Source organism: Bradyrhizobium sp. S3.7.6 (assembly GCF_054061875.1).
Genome location: NZ_JBSSEQ010000001.1, coordinates 3,081,428 through 3,099,781 on the forward strand (window position 1 = coordinate 3,081,428; position 18,354 = coordinate 3,099,781).

Genomic DNA, 18,354 nt, shown 5'->3' on the forward strand with positions numbered 1-18,354 from the left:
GCACCTACAGCGCCGCAGGCCTCCAATCAGCGGATTTTCGCTTCAGCGCCAGCGTATGCGGCTCGTGCGAGATCGGATCGAGGGGCGGGCTCTCCAGAGGCGTCAGCCATCTCAACCCGAGTCGTCGCGCCCCTGTCCGATCTAGTAGGCGCGACGAGGCTGCCGATAGGCTGGTTCCCGTGGCACTTGTGCGTTTGCAAAATATGGATTGGTAACGCACATGGCGGAGAGGCCCGATGCATTGGCGTGGCACTGCGCCATCGAGCTATAGCCGCAGTAGAAAGTTTCGCCTCCGCCCCAGTACCAACGTTGTAGGCAGATCGGAGCATTCCCGCCATATGTTTGGGCCTGAGTTGGCGCGGCCGCCAAAACCGAGATCGTTGCCCAAATCGCCAAAGTTGGAATGCGCATCAGAATTTCCTTACGGATCGACTCCATCGCATCAGCGTATCGAAGCCAGACAAAGCCCATTGCTTCAGATCAATTCACATTCGCGCGAGTGGCTGGGGCTACGGCTGTGGTGGTTCAACGCTGCAGCGGGCGCCACCTCGGGCTTGCTCGCCAAATGAGGGGCGAAGATGGGTTTCCGCGCGGAAAGCTGACGATGATTGATGGGCGGCAGCGCGAACGCCACGAGTTGATCTTTGGGGCAGGGTAATCCGGTCAAGCCAGAGCCGCAGCGCCACCGGATCCCCCGCGAGCGCCGCCGCAAAATCGCCAGCGCGGGGGGGCTCCGGGGGCGTTGTTGGGGCGGCGGCTGTCAAACCATGCCGCGATTTACGTGCCAACCGGTCTTGTCGTGATGGCGCTGCGAAACGCGAGAGGCGAACTAACGGTGGAAATGGTTTGCGTACCCTCGCCGACGCCCTGAATGGTGAGGTCGCCATAGTTCAAAAGGCGGCCAAGAACGCTTTGATTGACATCGACGCTCTCAACCTTGTCGAGGCGCATCTCAAAGGTCCGCCTCTTAATGAAACCGGCCTTGTGGACGACCCGCATGTTGGTAACGTCGGTCTCGGTGGTCCAGCGGTGGAACCAAGCCGTCGCCGTCCAGTACAAGGCCGCAAGCCCAGCGACCGCCGCCAATACCAAGTAAACCAACGTCAGCGCGTCGACGGCGACCAAGCGCCACAGCACCAGAAATGCGACCGCCGCGATCCACGCCCCGATTGCAGGCAGAAAGTACACCCAGTGTTCGTTGGTCGAATACAGCACCCTTTCGCCAGGCTGTAGGATTTCGTCGATATAGCGCCCCATACGCCTACCCGGAGTTTACCTATCACCGCGGTAATATGCGCCATTTTAAACGGAGAAAGACCTTGATCTATCTCAAGCCTTCCAACGGCCAGCGCCGGAAGCTCGCATGCTTTCACACGAGAGCCGGACCCATCCCCTGCCGTGAGAGGTCGGGATGTTTGGACGGTTAAGGGAGGTGCAGAATGATCAGGTTGATTGCTATTGCCGGCTTCGCCTTATCGGTCGCAGTATCGGCGCAAGCCATGACACCTGCGCCGATTACTCCTCCGCCCAACGGCATGATCACTGAAGTCGCTGCTGCCTGCGGCGCGGGTAGGACACGAGTTAACGGTGTGTGCGTCGCAAGAACCACCGTCCGCCATACCCGTCGAGCCGTCCGCAGATGTGCGACCGGAATGACTTGCTAGCGCGCCGATGGCTTAAGCGGTGCAACCACGAAGGCTGAGACGACCCGAAACTGTCACTAGCGGCATTCTGCAATCAAGGTTGCCCGAAGCCGCTGATGGAGCGGCTGCTGGGTGTGATGGTCGCCGCACATGATCCAGATCAACGCTGTCGCTCGACTGCCGAAAAAATTGGCGCATGGCAAGACGGCTTTCCATTATCGAAGTGGGGGCGATTGCGATTATCGTTCTCAGCGTGGCTGTACTCGCCTTCGTCGGGTTTTCCATTTGGGCAGAATTATGAAGGCCGGGGTGCGCCGAGACTAACGCCATCCTCCACGCGCTCCCGGCGCACCGCCTCGCTCGCCGAGTTCTTCGACTTGAGCCACGTCTTCGATAGTCCGCCGTCCGCTTCGACACGATCCCTTCCAGCCCCATCTGGCAGAAGTGCTTGAAGATCGTCGGGCCGCCGCCGGTCAGGTGTTCGTTGAAGCGGATGGCGCGCGACTGTTGAGCGCGAGCCACACCACGTCCTTTTTCTTGGTCTGTGGGTTCGTAGAGTTGGCACGTCGCGTCATTTCGCTGTGCTAGGCATCCGTCGCCACGACGACACAGAACAGGCGTCAAGGGTGAGGCCATTAGAAGGCCCTACAGCGCGCCGCCAGCGCCGGGCTACCGGACACCGGCAAGCCGCACCAGTTTTCCAGCCACTGGCTTAGTCGTGAACGGTCGGGGCCAACTCCAGACCATAGCGGCTTCGGCCTGCTTTCTCTCATCCGCGGAGTTGCGTGGCAAGAACACTCCAAGAAACCCGTGTGAGACATGCCGGGGCGGTCTGACTATGTCCGTTCACAGGGGTAGACTGGAAGAGAACGGCACGCGGCCACCGCAAGGTAGCAAAGGCCAGAAAATTCATAACTACAAAAAAGCCCCGGCGAGCCTGGGCTTTGGTTTGCGAAGGTGGGTGAGATCAGTATCTGGCCGCGACCGGTGCGCCGTATCCACCGAAGCGATAATTCAACCGAAGCGATAATTCAACCGAAGCGTGACCATGTCAACATCTTGGCTGACCCCGCTGCCGGTGAGGATGAACCCTCCGGGAGTAACCACGCCTGCGAAGCTGGCATTATGACGCCCCATCCAGAGATGGTCGTATTCGATACCGAGCGACCAGTTGGGCGTGAAGCCGTACTCCCAGCCGACACCGAGGGCGCCGCCCCAGCGTGTGTGGCCTGCCGATGCCAGGCCGACCCCGGTGATGTTGTTGAATATATCGAATCGATTTGCGCGTCACGGCGGCGCCGCCCTTCACGTAGAGTGCCCCTTCTGCAACATTCGCCAAAAAAGGGATCGCGCGACTGTCCGCACCGGCATCTATTTGTTGTGTGGGTAGAGCGTCCGGCTAGGGTCAGATTCGGTAAGGGGTAGTGGGCAACTTCAGGGGAGATTGATGCTGAAATTCGTAATTGCGGGTGCTGCGTCTTTGGCTTTGGTGGGAGCGGCAGTTGCCGCGGATCTGCCTCGTCCGCAGCCCGTCGTCCAGACCGCGCCGGTTGGTAAATATCCCGTCGGCAAAACTCCAGTCGGCAAATACCCGATCGGCAAGGCTCCGGCGCCAGCTCCGTTAGTCACCAAGGGCTAATCCCGAAGATTGAAGCGCCTTCGGCCCGTCGGGGCCGGAGGCGTTCACCTCCAGTAATGTTTAGCTTGGGCTGTGTTGGGCCCAAGAAGGGTTGAACGTGGCAAGGGTGATCTGGGAATACCGCGATCTGCGATTTATTGTCGGAGTCGCAATCTTTGCGGCTTCCGTGGGAAGCGCTAGTGCACAGCAACTCGCGGCGCGTGCTGATGTTCAGCAGCGACCGGACACTTCCCCCAAGACCTCAATCAACTCCGCTACGAAAACGGCCGCAGCTGCGCCAGGCAGCCCGCCAGCCACGTCGGATGCAAAGCCGGCCCGGGTATCTTCAGTTAAAGGACCCTACTACGTTGATTTTCGTGCCCGCACTGCTGCATCCTACGGACACGCATTTGTCTGGTACGGCAAGACGAGCCAAAGGGCGGTCGAAGTTGCCGGCCTGCATCCAGCAGGCGACACACTGCCGTACGTATTGGGACATCTCATGTTTGTGCCTTCTGAAACGGGCGCGAGCTACGGCGACCTCGATGAGCAATATTTGACAGCCAGCTATCGAGTCTACTTGAATGAGGCTGACGCCAAAAAGGTATTTGCTTACATCAAACGTCTTCAGGCGACCTCGCCGGTGTGGAACGCGGGAACAACCAACTGCACCAATTTCATCGGTCGCATAGCGAGTTTTATGGGTTTGAAGGCTCCATTCCATTTGTTGAAGCCTGAAGAATACATAAACAAACTCAGAGCGCTAAACGGTGGACGTCAAACGGTGCAATTGGTTGCCGACCGGTAGACCCCGGGAAATGGCGGGCCAAACTCGAGGTGCCATCCGAGCTTGCGTGATGGCGTATCAACGAGCCGGACGGGATGAGCGCGTCGCGTAACGTGTATCGCGATGGCGGCATACACACGGGGCCGCACTGCTCGGCCAGTCTCGCCTAACCGAAAAGGCCGCCAACTGAGGCGGCCGCGGAGGAGCAATGTCCAAGTGGCGGCCTAATCTTTATCTGTCCAGCATTCCAAGGAAACTCTACTGGTCGCGCCCGTGAAGCGGTTTCTGTGTTCGAAGCCTTGCCCGATTGGCTCGTAGCGGAACATCCAGCCGCCAACCAATACGGCGAACACAGTGGCAAATGAAGGCCAGCGGCGCTGGCCCGTCTGCCATTGCAAAGGCCCTCAAGATAGGCCACGCGTCAGTTTATCGCGCGCTTGCGGAGTGATCGGTTGCGCGCGCGTCCCTGCAACGGAAACTTGGTGCGGCCTCGGGGGAGGGCAAAATCCCATGGAAAGCATGCTACCAGGACGGTCTGTGGATCTCGCCGCGCAGCCGACCTGAACCCGAACCTGCCGAAGAACTTCAACATTGATGTGTTCTCGGGCAGGACTTCCGCCGTCAATTCCTTCAGTCCCGTTTCCCTCGCGATGTCGACGAGGTGCCGCATTAGCATCGAGCCAACGCCGCGCCCCTGCCATGCATCGACCACCATGAAAGCCATCTCGGCCCGGCCGGGCTCGGAGACAATATATCGGCGGCCGCCAACCACAGCCTTCCGGCCTGCTTCCTCCGCGCGCGCAACCAAGGCGATTTGATTCTTAAAATCGACGTCCATGAAGAAGGCGCGCTCCTTGTCGGAGAAATGGCGCTTCATCGCAAAAAATCGGCGCTGCAACGACTGCGGGCTCGCTTGGTCTAGTGCGGCGAGCATGTCGGCCTCGTCCTCCGGCCGAAGCGCGCGAACTTCGACCGGACTGCCGTCGCGCAAGTGCTCTCGTGCACTGGTGACCGACATGCGGACTCCGGTGTCGAGAGGCCGGGCGACGCACTTGCCCGATCCCGCCCAAGGGCCTCCCGGCCGGTCGTGGTCGCTTGATCTGGATCAAGACCTCCGCGCGAGAGGGGGAACTAGCTCACTCACCCGCAACATGCGTGGCCAAGGCTGAAGGCGCGTCCGTGAGAACACTCCGCCAGATCATCTTCGGAGACGAGGTCATCCAGCTTGTGATCCGGCTGGGGTTGCTCGCGGTCCTGATCGTCTGGACACTGCTCCTGATCCGTCCGTTCGTGCCAATCCTGGCCTGGAGTGTCGTGCTCGCCGTCGCGCTTAATCCGGTGTTTCAGCGCCTTGCCAAAATCCTCGGCGACCGGCCGAAACTTGCGGCAGCGATCCTAACCCTTATCAGTCTCGCCGTTGTTATTGGGCCCGCGACGTGGCTCGGCATGGGCGCAGTCGACGGGATCAGGGATCTTGCCGGCCAAATGACCGCCGGCGAGGTGTTGGTTCCGTCGCCACCTCAATCGATCAAGGATTGGCCACTCGTCGGGCCTCGGCTCTTCGATCTCTGGGATCAGGCCTCGACCAATCTGCGTTCGCTTCTGCGCGAAGTGGTGCCGTATCTCAAGCCCTTCGCGACGACCTTGCTCGGATTTGCCGGCAATGCCGGTGTGGGGACCGTGAAGTTCCTGCTGTCCGTGGTCGTGGCTGGCGTCGTGTTTCCATATGGCCCGCAACTCGTGGCCGCGGGTCGTGACTTTCTGTCACAGATCGTGCCCGACCAGAGCGAGCACTTTCTGGACCTCGCGGGTACCACCATCCGTGCGGTCGCGCAGGGTGTGATCGGCGTCGCGATCGTCCAATCCTTGCTCGCCGGCATTGGGTTCAAGCTGGCCGGTATCGCCAGCGCGGGACTACTGGCGTTCGTGGTGCTATTGCTGTCGATCGTGCAGATCGGCGGAACGATCGTCATCCTGCCGGTCATTATCTGGATCTGGACTGACAAGGAATTCCCGATCGCGCTTCTGCTGACGGTGTTTCTCGCGATCGTATCTGTGCTCGACAACATCCTAAAGCCGCTCGTCATGGGGCGAGGCCTGACCACACCCGCGCTCGTCATCCTGATCGGGGTGATCGGGGGAACCCTCGTCCACGGCATCATCGGCCTCTTCATCGGACCGATCATTCTGTCGGTGGCTTGGGAGCTGACGGTTGCCTGGATCCGTACCGAACGCGCTCCGCAGCGGGGAGATGTTGGCTATGGGCCGCCGCGCTCTCTTGATCTGCATCAAGGCGTCTCATCATCCCCTTCGCCGGATAACAATCGCTGACCGACGAAACCAGGAGCATGGCCGAGTCCGCCATGGGAGCACGCGATGGCAGTCCAGTTCCTCGGCACCGTCATCAGCGTGATCAACAGTGATCAACATAGAGCTTCTGCCAGTCTCCGAAGGTGATGTCTTTGGCTCCGCGCTGCCCGCGAGGGGCGATCTCGGCGGGCTTCGCCTCAGAGGCCTGCTTTTGCGCCGCGGCGTTCTGGACCGAAGCTGGTCCGGCAATGGCCGCTGCGAACAAAATCAACAGGAAGGTGCGAGCGTGCCCGGGCCATGGCGTTGAAGGGGCGTTGATCATGGTTGCGTCTCCAGGCGCCACCCTCCGTAACTATTTATGCGCGTTGAGGGATTTTTCGACGAGCGGTGACCACATCGGAATTGTGTCGGTCGAGCCGACGAAGAAATGCCCCTCATTGCCGAAGGGCGGCATCAGATGATATCGGCCCTGCCGCCGGCCGCAGTGAAAGCCTCATGCATGCGCTTCAACAACGCCGGGCCAAAGAACGTCTCGATATAGAACCACAGCATGGCACCCGCGAGGTAGGGCCGAAATCCGCGGTCGCTTCGACCAGTCTGTCCGGCGCGCAGTTGTTGTTGGGCTTGCCGTCGACGCGACCGCCGCGACCTGCTGCAAAGGTGATGATCGCTGGAGACGGACATTGTCTTCGGCGAGGGCCGGCAAGCCGAAGGCGGCAAGGAGAACCAAAGCCGTCAAGAGCGGTCGGAAGATTGCGGCCAACTGCGTACGCATCGTCGCCTCCGTCAGCCGGTATAAGTGAGCGCCACGATGATCGGGCCGAGCACAGTCAGGACGACGTTGCCGATGGCGTAGGGCACTGCGACGCCGAGTACTGGGGTCTGACTCTCGGCGACTTCGCAGGCTCCGGTCACCGCAGCACGACGGTCATGGCGCCGGCCAGCGCCCCGCAGGTGATGACCGGATTCATGTGCAACACATAGCGCGCAAACAGTGTCGCGACGATCAGCGGCACCAGCGTGACGACCAGGCCCATGCCCACCAGCAACGCCCCGTGCGCCTGTATCGCAGCCCAGGCCGCGGCTCCGTTGCCGAGCCCGATGGCTGCGATGAAGCCACCGAGCCCGAGATCGCTCAGTGTCTGCTGTGCCGCGCGTGGTAACGCTCCGATGGTCGGCCGGCGCGACCGCATCCAGCCGCAGACGAGGCCAGCGATCAGCGCGCCGCCGCCGCCGCCCAAGGTCAGCGGGATGCCGCCGACCCTGAGGCTGACGAGACCCGCGAGGAGGCCCGCGGCGATGCCGGTTGCGAGAAAGGCGATGTCGGCGCGGTCGCCGGAGCGCAGGATCTGCCCGACCTTCGTGGCGGCACGCTCGATGTTGCGAGTGCTGCCGACGAGCGTCATGACGTCCCCGACATAGACGCGGGTGTCCGGGCCCAACGGGACCTCGCGGCCCATCCGGGTCAGCGTGCGGAGATAGACGCCGCGTGCGTCGTTGCCGACGCGTTCAGCGATCTCCTTGATCGATCGGCCATGGAGATGGCGGCTGTCGACGAGGACGTCGATCACATTGCCCGGAATTGCCTTCAGGATTTCGTCGGCATCGATTTCCTTGCCGATGATCGGCTTTGCCGCGACGAGGGCAGCGGTTCGCCCGGCGACGACGATGTCGTCGCCGGGTTCGAGGATGCTGTCGAGGCGCGGCTCGATATCGGCTCCCTGCCGCACGATTCGCTCGACGACAGTGCGGCTGCCGATTTCCTCTTCGACGTCCTTGACCGTGCGTCCCGCGGCGGCCGATACCCGGTAGGCGCGCGCCTGGAATTTGCGATAGTGCAGATTTTCACTCTGTGGCGGGTTGCCGCCGGCAAGCTCCGCCTCCAGCTTCGCCGCCTCCGCCTTCAAATCGATCCGCATCAGTTTCGGTGCGACAAACGGCACGTAAAGGAGCGTGAGAATATAGCCGAGGACATAGGTGACGGCGTATCCAGCTGCGATGTTTGCTTCTTGCTGCTTCAAAGCATCACCGGACAAGCCGACTTGCGCGAGCGCTCCGGACGCCGTGCCGATGATGGAAGATTGCGTCAGCCCACCGGCGGCAAGTCCCGAGGCCGTGCCCGGATCGAGCTTGAACGCGAATGCAAATATCAAAACGAGGATGAGACCCGTGCCGCCGAGCACGAGCGCCATGGCGACCTGCGCCAGGGTGCGGATGCTCAAGGAGGCGAAGAATTCGGGGCCGGACCGGTAGCCGATCGTGAACACGAACAGGCTGAACAGAAGCACGCGCAGCAGCGACGGGAATGTAAAGGTTCCGAGCTGACCGATAAGAACGGCCACCACCAGTATGCAGGCTGTCGTTCCGATTGAGAAACCACGAATCTTGGCTCGGCCCAGCACCGTGCCGATGGCGATGGAAAGCAGCAGGAAGATTTCCGGAGCGGTGGAGATCATCCACCTGACGGTATCCATGGCGCATGCCCTCCAGCCATTTGCGCCGAATCTGAATCGTGAAACCCGGCGACGCTTGATCTAGATCAATCCTCGCCGACGGCACGCCTTCGCCTTTTGAGCCGTGCAGGATTCGGGACAGTCGACGTCTCGGACATGAGCACGATGGACATCGTCACTGCTTCGTCGGCGCACCGCGACGATCGGGTACCAGTCGTGTTCTGCTTTGGGTCTACCGGCTTGGTCTGCATGGACGGAGCTTGGTATCGCTGTGATCGCTCCCTTAACCCTGCTGCCTGGCCGCGAAGCCGACCTCAACGAGGCCCGTTTATGAACGCGCCGTCCGATCGCTCGACAGCGTGCTCGGAGAGGGCAACGCGGGGCAACCGTCTGATCCAAAGGAAGGGCATCCGACCGCATCGTCAGCCGGGCGGCCATGACGTGAACCGTTTCATCGCACGCCGGTCGGCCGCCAGCTGCCTCGGACATCAGACGAATCAAGTTCGCCTGACCTACTCACCCTACAAGAGATTCGCGCGCCACGCGGAGTCCGGGGGAAACACCCCGCAGTTATTCGACCTATTCACAGCGTCTTGACTCCGTGCGAATCGATTCGGCCTCCTTTGATGTGATAGCAAAGCTGTTTTGTGATGATGCTGCTGCTGGTCGGAGTGGGCGCGGTGCAAGCCCAGCAGTCGTGCATGCCCTGCTCGCTGCGCACACCCGGCTTGCTGTACGAATGCGTCGATAAGAACGGAAAGCTGCAGCCTGCTGGACCAACGGCAGCGCGGCAGACAAAACACTTCGACCAGTGCATGGCGCGCGGCGGCTCAGGTTACAAGTGTCTCGATGAAGCAGCGAAGGTGAAGTGAAGCAGCGGAGTGTCTGCCGAAGGGCTGATGACTGCTCGATAGAGCTACAATCGCCGCAACTCTGCGGCCGCGCGGACCGTTATCTCAGTTGACGGAGCTTCGGGCGGCCGCCCGAGCCATGGGTGCGCAGCTTGTGTAGATGATCTTGTTTGAGACACCGAACCGAAAATAAACGCGAGCCGGCTTGCCTTCGTAATTTTGATAGTCGATTTGAACGCCGTGGCCCGTCAGGCTCACGTCGTCCAGCGAAAATGAGAGTACTCGCTTCGTTTCGAGCTTAGGTGACCGGTAGGCAGCGATTGCTTCTCGCCCAGTCAGGCTGACGCCTTCGCAGGCGCATTCAAGCACCGCTCGCTCATCATACAGATCGAGCAGCGCGTTGACGTCTCCACGCCGGCAGGCGTCGAGCCAGTCTACAACTGTGGCAACGGGGTCAAAGTCATCCCTCGAAATAGGCATGGAGGTTCCATCATCAGTCGCGCCGCTCCCGGCGCGGGACTTAGATGGACTGTGATGAATGCTGCTTGAACGCACTCCCGCAGAACTACTGATTGAAGCCCGCCTGATCGAAGCTCAGGCGGGGCGATAGATCAGGCCGCAACGTCGATATTGGCGTCCTTTCTCGATGTCCGCCCGCCGACGATCCGCCGCAGCTCGGCCGCGACGCCGTCCAGCACCGCGCGCTTTTCCTTCATCCGCTTGGAGTGATTGTACACTTTGCCGGTGACCGTCGGCACGATCTGCTCGGCCTTCTTGCTCGCGGCGTGGTCGAGGCACTTCGCAATCCATGCGTCGTCGAAGCCGAGGTCGCCGGCCAGGGTCGCTGCCGTCCGGCGCAGGTCATGGGGCGTGAACGGCTTGAGACCGAGCAGCTCGCAGAGGCCAGCGGTTTTGGTTTTGTCCTTGTTCGTCTCGTGCTTGGTGCCGCGCAGGGCGTCGGCCATCACTTTCCGGTGGATCGGCTGGCCCTTGTACATGGGACTCTCGAAGACAAACTGCTGACCATCCGAGGCGAGCGCCTCCTTGATGATCTCGACCGCCAGATCGGATAACGGCTGCTGGATCACCCGCCGCTTCTTGACCCGCTTGAGCGGCACGTCGAAGCGCGGATGCTCGCCGTCGAGGTCAAACAGCTCATCCCGATGCGCGCCGAGCAGTTCGCGCGAGCGCAGCATGGTGACCAGTTCGAACTTGAGTGCGAGCCGGGTCCGGCGGTCATAGGGAAGGTCGTTGCGGTCCAGTCCGTGCCAGAACGTCTTGATCTCGTCTTCGGAGAGGACCCGGGTGCGGGGATGTTCGGGATCGAGTTTTGGCAGGTTGACGCAGGGGCTGGCGGTCACATAGTCGCGGCCTGCCTCCGCCGCCCAGGTGAACAGGCCCGAGGCCGCCTTGCGCATATGGCGCGCGTTGCTGACCGAGGGCTTGCCGAACTTGCCGCGACGATGTCGTTCGAGAGTGTGGCGATGTCGTGCTTGGTGACCTCCATGGCCAGCTTCTTGCCGAGGCGTGGGCGGATGAGGCGGTCGAGGTGGCTCGCGGTGTTTTGCCAGCTTTCGAGCCGGGGGCGCATCTCGCCATCGGGCTTCTTGACCAACGTCTTCATCCACGCGATGCGCTCGTCGATGATCTCGGCGACGGTCTTGCCGCGCTTCGCCTTCGCAGCTTTCTGGTCGCGGAAGGTCTCGGCAAGCGCCTCGCCACCCCTGGCCCTGAGGCCGTAGACCTTGCTACGGGCGTCCTCGACCGTGAAGGTCTCAGCATTGTAGACGCCAAGCCAGCCGGTGCGTTGCTTGCCGGTCTCCCGGTCGGTGAACTTGAACGAGAAGGTTGCCACCCCGGTCGTGGTGATGCTTACGTACAGACCAGGGCACTTACGGTCGTAGAGCTTGGTCCGTTTGGCAACGCGTTTCTCGCACATGCGGTCGGTCAGAATGACGCTGCTGTTGCGGCCCCGCTTGCCGGCGGGGGAGGGGGCAATGCTACTATCCATGTGGTTTCGGCTCCTAAGGCTTGAGACCAAAGGGCTCGGCATTGGGGCTTTCAGTTTGTCGTGCGGACGCTGAAAGGCTTAGGGCCGGGCCCTTATTTTGGTGAAGCCCGCTGAAACAGCCCGCATCAGGCTAGTTGAAAAAGCCTAATTTTAAAGGGTTAGTTTCGGCGTGTTTCACCGAATGCCAAAGTATAGACGTGTGGTCCTGGCCGTCGTCGCTACGGTCAAGCCTTTGCGGATGCGGCAGTCGCGTCAACCGGCGCGGTGCTGGTGACTTTCGCGAGGACGAGGGAGGCCAGAAGGAATTCGGCTCCCGGGAGAGCACGGCATAAGCCGTCCAACCACTGCGCAGGGAAGGCCGAGTGATTGGCACCACCTGTATGCTGCTGTGCGGTTTCCTTGCGCTACCTTTCGCGCAGCGGACCGCGGGTGCGAGGTCAGCACCCGGCCTTCCCTGCGCCCTCTTGGCTTCGAGGGTGGAGAGATCAAGCAAAGCTCGGGCGAGATGCGCCGCGAGAGCGCGAAGGTGTGTCTGCAACACGCGCTGTCATCGCCCGCGAAGGCGGACGACCCCAGCATTCCAGAGGCGGGTGTGGTTGAACGCTGCGCTTCGGCTATGCCGTGCCGATCACGAAGGGCAAGTACGACATCGTCCAGGAGTTCAGATGCGGCGGCACGTCGTTCTAACCACCGAGGAGCCGCCGGCAGGCGTCGACGAAGACCTGCGCGCCCGTGACGATGTCGGCGTCGGCGGTGTTCTCGGTCCAGTGGTGGCTGATGCCGCCGATCGACGGCACGAACAGCATGCCTGCGGGCATGACGGTCGCAAGCAACTGCGCGTCGTGGCCGGCGCCGCTGGGCATGCGGACGGACCGTCCACCGGCCAGGGCCTTGCTCGCGGCCTCGATTGCGTCCTGAATGCCGGGATTCATCATGGCGGGAGCACCGGTGCGCAGCTTCTCCACGGTGACGGCGCAAGGGCCCTTCGCGCTGGCCTCGTCAGCCATGGTCCGCAGCAATTGCTCCAGCCGCGAGATCACAGCCGGATCGTCGTCGCGGATCTGGAACAGCAATTCGGCCTTGCCCGGAATGATGCTCGGCGCGCCGGGATCGAGCGTCATGCGGCCGGTGGTCCAGACCGTGCGCGGGCCACAGGCGCCCGGGAACCGCTCGTCGATCGCGACGCAGAACTTGGCCAGCGCGAGGCCGGCGTCTTTCCGCGCCGCCATGCGGGTGGTGCCGGCATGGTTCTGCTCGCCGACGAAATTGATCTGGTACTGCCAGATGCCGACGATGGAGGTCACCACGCCGATCGAAAGCTTGCCGCTTTCGAGCGTGTCGCCCTGCTCGATATGCGCCTCCAGATATCCGACGTGGCGTCCCGGCTCGGCAGCGACGCGTGCGCGGCCCGAGAGCCCCATGTCGGCGAGTGCGTCGCGCATGGTGCGGCCGCTGGTGCGGTCGCGGGCGGCATCGATGTCGGCCTCGGTCACCTGTCCGACATAGGAGCGGGAGCCGAGGAAATGCCCAAAGTGTCCTTCCTCGTCGCACCAGGCGGCAACTTCGACCGCACCCTTCACGGACGGGTCGGCATTGAGCACGCGGGCCGCTTCGAGCGCATAGACGACGCCGAGAGGGCCATCGAGCCAGCCGGCGTAGTTCTGGCTCTCCAGGTGCGAGCCCGCCAGCAGCTTCGGCCCCTGCTTCGCGCTGCTGCCGAACACATTGCCGATGCCGTCGATCGCGGCGGTAAGGCCGGCGTCGGGCAGCTTCTGCACCAGCCAGTCGAGCGACTTCTTGTGCGGCTCGGAGAAGGTCGGCTTGTGCACGCCGGTCTTGTAGACGCCGATGGCACGGAGCGCATTGAGATCGGCGAGAACGCGTTGCCCATCGGCACGCGGCTTGGTGTCAGGCATGTTCGGCAACCTTCAGCGCCTCGGTGCGGATCTCCTCGACCAGCCGTTCCTTCAGCTGGACGAATTCGGGCGTGGTCTTGATCTTGTAGGAGCGCGGATGCGGCAGGTCCACATTGATCTCGGCCTTGATGCGGCCGGGGCGCGCGCTCATCACGATGACGCGGCTGCCGAGGAAGATGGCTTCCTCGATGTCGTGGGTGACGAACAGCACGGTCTTCTGGTCGCGCTCCCAGATCCCGAGCAGCATTTCCTGCATCAAGGCGCGGGTCTGGTTGTCGAGCGCGCCGAAGGGCTCGTCGAGCAGCAGGATCTTTGGATCGTTGGCGAGCGCGCGGGCGATCGCGGTGCGCTGCTGCATGCCGCCGGAGAGCTGCTTCGGCCAGTGGTTCTCGAAGCCGGACAGCCCGACCTGGCGGATGAAGGCATCGGCGATCTTGTTGCGCTCCGCCTCGGGCACGCCGCGCTCGCGCAGGCCGAAGGCGATGTTCTCGCGCACGCTCAGCCAGGGAAACAGCGTGTAGGACTGGAACACCATGCCGCGATCGGCGCCGGGGCCGGTCACCTCGCGCCCGTCGAGCGTGACGCGCCCGCTGGTCGGCCGGTCGAGACCGGCGACGATGCGAAGCAGCGTGGACTTGCCGCAGCCGGAGGGGCCGAGGATGGTGACGAAGTCGTTGTTGCCGATCGTGAGGTCAGTCGGCTCCAGCGCCCTGGTCGGCGCATTGCCGTGGCGCGCGGGGAAGGTTCGGGAGACCTGTTCGATCTTCAGCGTGGTCATGCGAGCCTCCACGGAAACAGCCAGGCGTTGAACGCCTTGAACATGAAGTCCGAGAGGAGACCGATCAGTCCGATCACGATGATGCCGAAGATGATCTGGCCGGTGTTGAGCAGCGCCTGGCTGTCGGTGATCATGTGGCCGATGCCCGAGGACGAACCGATCAGCTCGGCGACGATGACGTAGGTCCAGGCCCAGCCCAGCACCAGCCGCAGGATTTCCGCGATCTCGGGCGCGGAGGAGGGCAGCAGCACGCGCCGGATGATGCCGCGGTCGCTGGCCCCCAGCGTATAGGCCGCCTCGACCAGATCGCGCCGCGTGGTGCCCACGGTTACGGCGATCATCAGGATGATCTGGAACACCGAGCCGATGAAGATGACGAGCAGCTTTTGCAATTCGCCGATGCCGGCCCACAGGATCAACAGCGGGATAAAGGCCGAGGCAGGCAAATAGCGAGCAAAGGAGACGAACGGTTCGAGGAACGCTTCAACCGGCTTGTAGGCGCCCATCAGCACGCCGAGCGGAACCGCGATGATCGCAGCGAGCGCGAAGCCGCCGACGACGCGCCAGATCGTCATGCCGATGTCGAACAGGAAGCCTTGCTTGGCGAGCAGGTCATAGCCTTCCTGCATCATGGTCAGCGGGTTGGCGAGAAAGGTCTTCGACACATGGCCGCCGAGCGTTGCCCACGACCAGAGGGCGACGAACAGCACGAAGAACGCGAGGCCGTAAGCCACGCGCTGCTTCGATGTCACGGGATCCAGGGGACGCATCAACGATCTATCCGGGCGGTGAACGAGTTTCCGGCCCCGCCGCGAGACGGGGCCGGCAGCTCCTCAAGGGTTTACTTGATGTAGCTCGCGTCGAAGAGGTCCTCGACCTTCGGCGCGGCCTTGATGATGCCGATCTCGAGCAGGAGGTCGGCGGCGTCCTTGTTGAAGGTCAGGAAATCGCCGGCAAAGAACTTCTGGTTCGCGGCCTTGTCCTGCCAGCGCAGATATTTTGCCGAATTGCCGAACGCCTCGCCGGTCTGCTTCACGTCGGCACCCATGATCTCATAGGCCTTGGCCTGGTCCTTGGCGATCATGTCGAGCGCCTCGAAATAGCTGTCGGCGAGCGCCTTGGCAGCCTTCGGGTTCTCGGTGAGGAACTTCGGCGTGCAGCCAAAGGTGTCCATGACCATCGGATAGTCGAGCGTGGTCGCGATGATCTTGCCCTTGTCGGGCGCGGCCCGAACCGTCGACAGATACGGCTCGTAGGTCATTGCGGCGTCGTTCTGGCCGGCGACGAAGGCCTGCGCGGCCGCAGCCGGCTCGAGGTTCACGACGGTGACGTCCTTCACCGAGAGCCCGTTCTTCTTCAGCATCCAGGCCAGCGCGAAATAGGGCGAGGTGCCGGGCGCGGAAGCCGCGACGGTCTTGCCCTTGAGGTCCTTGATCGATGCGAGATCGTTGCGCACGGCCATGCCGTCGGCGCCGTAGCTCTTGTCGAGCTGGAAGATCTGCTTGGTCGCAACGCCATTGGCGTTCCACGAGATCCAGGTCTCGACGGTCGTGGCCGCGCACTGGACGTCGCCGGAGGCGATCGCGAGGTGGCGGTCCTTCTGCGGGATCTTCTTGATCGTCACGTCAAGACCATTTTTCTTGAAGATCCCAGCCTCCTTCGCCAGCGTGAGCGGCGCGAAGCCGGTCCATCCGGAGATGCCAATGCCGACCTTGACGTCGTCGGCGAGCACGGGAGTGGTGGCCGCGAGGGCAATGATTGTCGCAAAAATTGTCGAACTACGCATGATTGTCGTCCTCTTGCCGATCGATGGATTGACGTCCCTGTTGATCATTCGGTCCTGATGGACCGTTGCCCGAAGCGTTGCACGATTTGTGCCGACATCGTTCTCTCAGCCTCCCTTGAATCGGGCGACAAGGCGGTGAGAGTCACCGGGATAGAGCAGGCGCACTGCGGTGATGGTGCGCGCGCTGCGCCAGGTATAGCGGTCGATCACGAGGCAAGGCGCGCCGACGGCGATGTCGAGCGCCTCCGCCGTGCGATCGTCCGCAACGATGGCGCTGATCGTATGCTCGGCTTCCGTCCATGGGACATGATGAAGCAGCCACGAGCCGGGCGGCTCGCGCGAGAAATCCGCGGTCGCTGCATCCGGTACGGAGGACAGATCGATCAGTCGGTCCTCGACGGCAAACGGCACCTTGTCGGCGCTGTGCCGGCAGGTGATCGCAACCACTTTTCCGGCCTTCTTGACGCCAAGACGCTCGCGGTCGGCGGCGGTCGCCGCGCGCAGCTTGCGCCCGATCAGCTCGTAGCCGTAGCCGCGGCCAAGCGCGGTGATCTCGGCGCGAATGTCTGCGATTTTCAGCACCGCGGACAGATGCTGTGGCCGGCGTACGAAGGAGCCGGCGCGCCGCCGCCGTTCGATCAGATCTGCTTGCGCGAGCTCCGACAGCGCCTTGTTCACCGTCATGCGCGAGCAGCCGTAACGTGCGACCAATTCGTGCTCGAACGGGATACGATGCCCGGGCGGCCACTCGCCGGTCAGGATGCGCTTCTCGATATCGGCGCGGATGCGCTTGTAGAGCGTCGGCTGGTCGGCGGCATCGGTGGCCAGGCTCATGCGACGAGCCTCCGCACTGCCGCGTTGAAGCGTTCGCGCGCGGTCTGTCGCAGTCTGTGTCGTCCGCCTTCGACGACCTTGTGGCCGCCGGCCCAGACGCAATCGATCGCGCCGGTCCCTCCGGCAAAAATCCAACCGTCGATGGCGGCGTCGCGCAAACGTCCCGCGAGCGATGGATGTGCGGTGTCGAGCGTGACGATGTCGGCGCGTGCGCCGGGCCCGAGGCCAACCGTCGCTTGTGCCAGCGCGCGCGCACCGCCCGCGAGCGCATGATCGAACAGCGTACGTCCCGTCGAGCGGCCTGCACCGCCGGAGAGCACGTTGCGCTCGCGATGCTTGAGACGCTGGCCATATTCGAGCTGGCGCAGTTCGTCGGCTGCGCCGACCAGCACGTTGGAGTCGGTGCCCACACCGAACGCACCGCCGGCATCGACGAATTCGCGCGCCGGAAAGATGCCGTCGCCGAGACTGGCCTCGGTGATGGGGCAGAGACCCGCCACCGCGCCAGTCCTGGCGAATGCGGTCACTTCCGCATCCGTCGTGTGGGTCGCGTGGATGAGACACCAGCGTTGATCGACCGGCGCGTGCTCCAGCAGCCATTGCACCGGCCGTCGTCCCGACCAGGCCAGGCAATCGTCGACTTCCTTCACCTGCTCGGCGGCATGGATATGCACCGGCCCGCCATCCGCGAGCGGAATGATCGCCGCGAGTTCGTCCGGCGTCACCGCGCGCAGGCTGTGCGGCGCGATGCCGATATCGGCGTCCGGCAATCTGCTGATCGCCTTGCGCGATCCTGCCATCAGCGCGGCGAACTGATCGACCGAGCAGATGAAGCGGCGTTGTCCGGCATGCGGTGCGGCGCCGCCGAATGAGCCATGCGCATAAAAACTCGGCAGCAGCGTCAGCGCAATGCCGGAAGCTTCGGCGGCCTGTGCAATGCGGGCAGCCATTTCCGCGAGGTCGGCATAAGGAGAGCCGTCGCGATCGTGGTGGAGGTAGTGGAATTCGCCGACGCGGGTAAAGCCCTGTTCGAGCATCTCGACATACAACAGCGTCGCAACGGCGGCGACATCTTCCGGCGTCATCGCCAGCGCGAAGCGATACATCGTGTCGCGCCAGGTCCAGAACGTATCGGTTCTATCGCCGCGCAGCTCGGCCAGCCCCGCCATGCCGCGCTGGAATGCGTGGCTGTGCAGGCTCGCCAACCCCGGAAGCGCAATTCCATGACGCTCGTCGCCGGCGGCCGGCGCCACGCCCGGCGTCACCTCGGCGATCGCGCCGGCGGTGATCACCATCTGCACGTCATTGGCCCAGCCCGAAGGCAGGAGCGCGGAGGCGAAATGCAGTCGGGTCATGATTACACGCCG

The 18,354-nt window shown here is 62.8% G+C and carries 17 protein-coding genes and 3 pseudogenes; 4 read left to right on the forward strand and 16 right to left on the reverse strand.

Going from position 1 to position 18,354, the window contains the following annotated elements:
- Window positions 1-141: 141 nt before the first annotated feature.
- The 3 genes and pseudogenes from ACVJ5M_RS14525 to ACVJ5M_RS14535 all read right to left on the reverse strand — a co-directional run.
- Complete coding sequence (locus ACVJ5M_RS14525; protein WP_346283407.1) at window positions 142-471, reverse strand: DUF3551 domain-containing protein; 330 nt, start codon at window positions 469-471, stop codon at window positions 142-144.
- A 306-nt stretch (window positions 472-777) separates the two neighbouring features.
- Window positions 778-1,257, reverse strand: a complete 480-nt coding sequence (locus ACVJ5M_RS14530; protein ID WP_231142771.1) for a PH domain-containing protein — start codon at window positions 1,255-1,257, stop codon at window positions 778-780.
- A 1,353-nt stretch (window positions 1,258-2,610) separates the two neighbouring features.
- Window positions 2,611-2,955, reverse strand: a pseudogene (locus tag ACVJ5M_RS14535) (outer membrane protein); the annotation flags it as partial.
- 135 nt (window positions 2,956-3,090) lie between these two features.
- Between ACVJ5M_RS14535 and ACVJ5M_RS14540 the strand changes: the two are divergent.
- On the forward strand, window positions 3,091-3,282 hold the full coding sequence (locus tag ACVJ5M_RS14540; protein ID WP_080586686.1) for a hypothetical protein: 192 nt from the start codon (window positions 3,091-3,093) through the stop codon (window positions 3,280-3,282).
- 166 nt (window positions 3,283-3,448) lie between these two features.
- Entirely contained in the window at window positions 3,449-4,069 is a 621-nt protein-coding gene (locus tag ACVJ5M_RS14545) for a hypothetical protein (RefSeq protein WP_371498122.1), read from the forward strand.
- 400 nt (window positions 4,070-4,469) lie between these two features.
- Here ACVJ5M_RS14545 and ACVJ5M_RS14550 read toward each other — a convergent pair whose 3' ends face one another.
- On the reverse strand, window positions 4,470-5,039 hold the full coding sequence (locus tag ACVJ5M_RS14550; RefSeq protein ID WP_456679344.1) for an N-acetyltransferase family protein: 570 nt from the start codon (window positions 5,037-5,039) through the stop codon (window positions 4,470-4,472).
- 188 nt (window positions 5,040-5,227) lie between these two features.
- Between ACVJ5M_RS14550 and ACVJ5M_RS14555 the strand changes: the two genes are divergently transcribed.
- Window positions 5,228-6,379 (forward strand): AI-2E family transporter, encoded by a 1,152-nt coding sequence (locus tag ACVJ5M_RS14555; protein ID WP_084795347.1) that lies wholly within the window; start codon window positions 5,228-5,230, stop codon window positions 6,377-6,379.
- An 82-nt stretch (window positions 6,380-6,461) separates the two neighbouring features.
- On the opposite strand, the gene ACVJ5M_RS14560 is transcribed toward ACVJ5M_RS14555, so the two are convergent.
- From ACVJ5M_RS14560 to ACVJ5M_RS14570, 3 genes and pseudogenes are all read right to left on the reverse strand, one after another.
- Complete coding sequence (locus ACVJ5M_RS14560; protein WP_187387978.1) at window positions 6,462-6,680, reverse strand: hypothetical protein; 219 nt, start codon at window positions 6,678-6,680, stop codon at window positions 6,462-6,464.
- Between the two features lie 30 nt (window positions 6,681-6,710).
- Window positions 6,711-7,029: pseudogene (locus tag ACVJ5M_RS14565) on the reverse strand (dienelactone hydrolase); the annotation flags it as partial.
- Window positions 7,030-7,144: 115 nt separating this feature from the next.
- Window positions 7,145-8,832, reverse strand: a pseudogene (locus ACVJ5M_RS14570) (aspartate:alanine exchanger family transporter).
- Between the two features lie 629 nt (window positions 8,833-9,461).
- Here ACVJ5M_RS14570 and ACVJ5M_RS14575 point away from each other — a divergent pair.
- Entirely contained in the window at window positions 9,462-9,683 is a 222-nt protein-coding gene (locus ACVJ5M_RS14575; protein WP_085405589.1) for a hypothetical protein, read from the forward strand.
- Window positions 9,684-9,767: 84 nt separating this feature from the next.
- Here the strand turns inward: ACVJ5M_RS14575 and ACVJ5M_RS14580 are convergent, their stop codons facing one another.
- The 9 genes from ACVJ5M_RS14580 to ACVJ5M_RS14620 form a co-directional block, all read right to left on the reverse strand.
- Complete coding sequence (locus ACVJ5M_RS14580) at window positions 9,768-10,142, reverse strand: nuclear transport factor 2 family protein (protein ID WP_063981897.1); 375 nt, start codon at window positions 10,140-10,142, stop codon at window positions 9,768-9,770.
- Window positions 10,143-10,273: 131 nt separating this feature from the next.
- Entirely contained in the window at window positions 10,274-11,080 is an 807-nt protein-coding gene (locus tag ACVJ5M_RS14585) for a site-specific integrase (protein ID WP_354098242.1), read from the reverse strand.
- On the reverse strand, window positions 11,020-11,673 hold the full coding sequence (locus tag ACVJ5M_RS14590) for an Arm DNA-binding domain-containing protein (protein WP_354098243.1): 654 nt from the start codon (window positions 11,671-11,673) through the stop codon (window positions 11,020-11,022). The genes ACVJ5M_RS14585 and ACVJ5M_RS14590 overlap by 61 nt, the downstream gene beginning before the upstream one ends.
- A gap of 683 nt (window positions 11,674-12,356) precedes the next feature.
- Window positions 12,357-13,589: a Zn-dependent hydrolase gene (locus ACVJ5M_RS14595; protein ID WP_063981931.1), complete on the reverse strand. Its 1,233-nt coding sequence runs from the start codon at window positions 13,587-13,589 to the stop codon at window positions 12,357-12,359.
- Window positions 13,582-14,367, reverse strand: a complete 786-nt coding sequence (locus ACVJ5M_RS14600) for an ABC transporter ATP-binding protein (RefSeq protein WP_063981932.1) — start codon at window positions 14,365-14,367, stop codon at window positions 13,582-13,584. Before ACVJ5M_RS14600 ends, ACVJ5M_RS14595 begins: the two co-directional genes overlap by 8 nt.
- On the reverse strand, window positions 14,364-15,137 hold the full coding sequence (locus tag ACVJ5M_RS14605; RefSeq protein WP_028156759.1) for an ABC transporter permease: 774 nt from the start codon (window positions 15,135-15,137) through the stop codon (window positions 14,364-14,366). The genes ACVJ5M_RS14600 and ACVJ5M_RS14605 overlap by 4 nt, the downstream gene beginning before the upstream one ends.
- A 71-nt stretch (window positions 15,138-15,208) precedes the next feature.
- Complete coding sequence (locus ACVJ5M_RS14610) at window positions 15,209-16,153, reverse strand: ABC transporter substrate-binding protein (protein ID WP_135216088.1); 945 nt, start codon at window positions 16,151-16,153, stop codon at window positions 15,209-15,211.
- 105 nt (window positions 16,154-16,258) lie between these two features.
- Entirely contained in the window at window positions 16,259-16,987 is a 729-nt protein-coding gene (gene hutC / locus ACVJ5M_RS14615) for a histidine utilization repressor (RefSeq protein WP_014493578.1), read from the reverse strand.
- The gene (locus tag ACVJ5M_RS14620; RefSeq protein WP_354098245.1) at window positions 16,984-18,342 is read right to left on the reverse strand and encodes a formimidoylglutamate deiminase; all 1,359 of its coding nucleotides are present in this window, start codon (window positions 18,340-18,342) and stop codon (window positions 16,984-16,986) included. The genes hutC and ACVJ5M_RS14620 overlap by 4 nt, the downstream gene beginning before the upstream one ends.
- Window positions 18,343-18,354: the final 12 nt, after the last annotated feature.

Bases quoted from the DNA above. Each gene is read 5' to 3' on its own strand.
- ACVJ5M_RS14525 (WP_346283407.1), bottom strand. From the start codon at position 471: ATGGGCTTTGTCTGGCTTCGATACGCTGATGCGATGGAGTCGATCCGT.
- ACVJ5M_RS14530 (WP_231142771.1), bottom strand. From the start codon at position 1,257: ATGGGGCGCTATATCGACGAAATCCTACAGCCTGGCGAAAGGGTGCTG.
- ACVJ5M_RS14540 (WP_080586686.1), top strand. From the start codon at position 3,091: ATGCTGAAATTCGTAATTGCGGGTGCTGCGTCTTTGGCTTTGGTGGGA.
- ACVJ5M_RS14560 (WP_187387978.1), bottom strand. From the start codon at position 6,680: ATGATCAACGCCCCTTCAACGCCATGGCCCGGGCACGCTCGCACCTTC.
- ACVJ5M_RS14575 (WP_085405589.1), top strand. From the start codon at position 9,462: ATGATGCTGCTGCTGGTCGGAGTGGGCGCGGTGCAAGCCCAGCAGTCG.
- ACVJ5M_RS14580 (WP_063981897.1), bottom strand. From the start codon at position 10,142: ATGCCTATTTCGAGGGATGACTTTGACCCCGTTGCCACAGTTGTAGAC.
- ACVJ5M_RS14585 (WP_354098242.1), bottom strand. From the start codon at position 11,080: ATGCGCAAGGCGGCCTCGGGCCTGTTCACCTGGGCGGCGGAGGCAGGC.
- ACVJ5M_RS14590 (WP_354098243.1), bottom strand. From the start codon at position 11,673: ATGGATAGTAGCATTGCCCCCTCCCCCGCCGGCAAGCGGGGCCGCAAC.
- ACVJ5M_RS14595 (WP_063981931.1), bottom strand. From the start codon at position 13,589: ATGCCTGACACCAAGCCGCGTGCCGATGGGCAACGCGTTCTCGCCGAT.
- ACVJ5M_RS14600 (WP_063981932.1), bottom strand. From the start codon at position 14,367: ATGACCACGCTGAAGATCGAACAGGTCTCCCGAACCTTCCCCGCGCGC.
- ACVJ5M_RS14605 (WP_028156759.1), bottom strand. From the start codon at position 15,137: ATGCGTCCCCTGGATCCCGTGACATCGAAGCAGCGCGTGGCTTACGGC.
- ACVJ5M_RS14610 (WP_135216088.1), bottom strand. From the start codon at position 16,153: ATGCGTAGTTCGACAATTTTTGCGACAATCATTGCCCTCGCGGCCACC.
- hutC (WP_014493578.1), bottom strand. From the start codon at position 16,987: ATGAGCCTGGCCACCGATGCCGCCGACCAGCCGACGCTCTACAAGCGC.
- ACVJ5M_RS14620 (WP_354098245.1), bottom strand. From the start codon at position 18,342: ATGACCCGACTGCATTTCGCCTCCGCGCTCCTGCCTTCGGGCTGGGCC.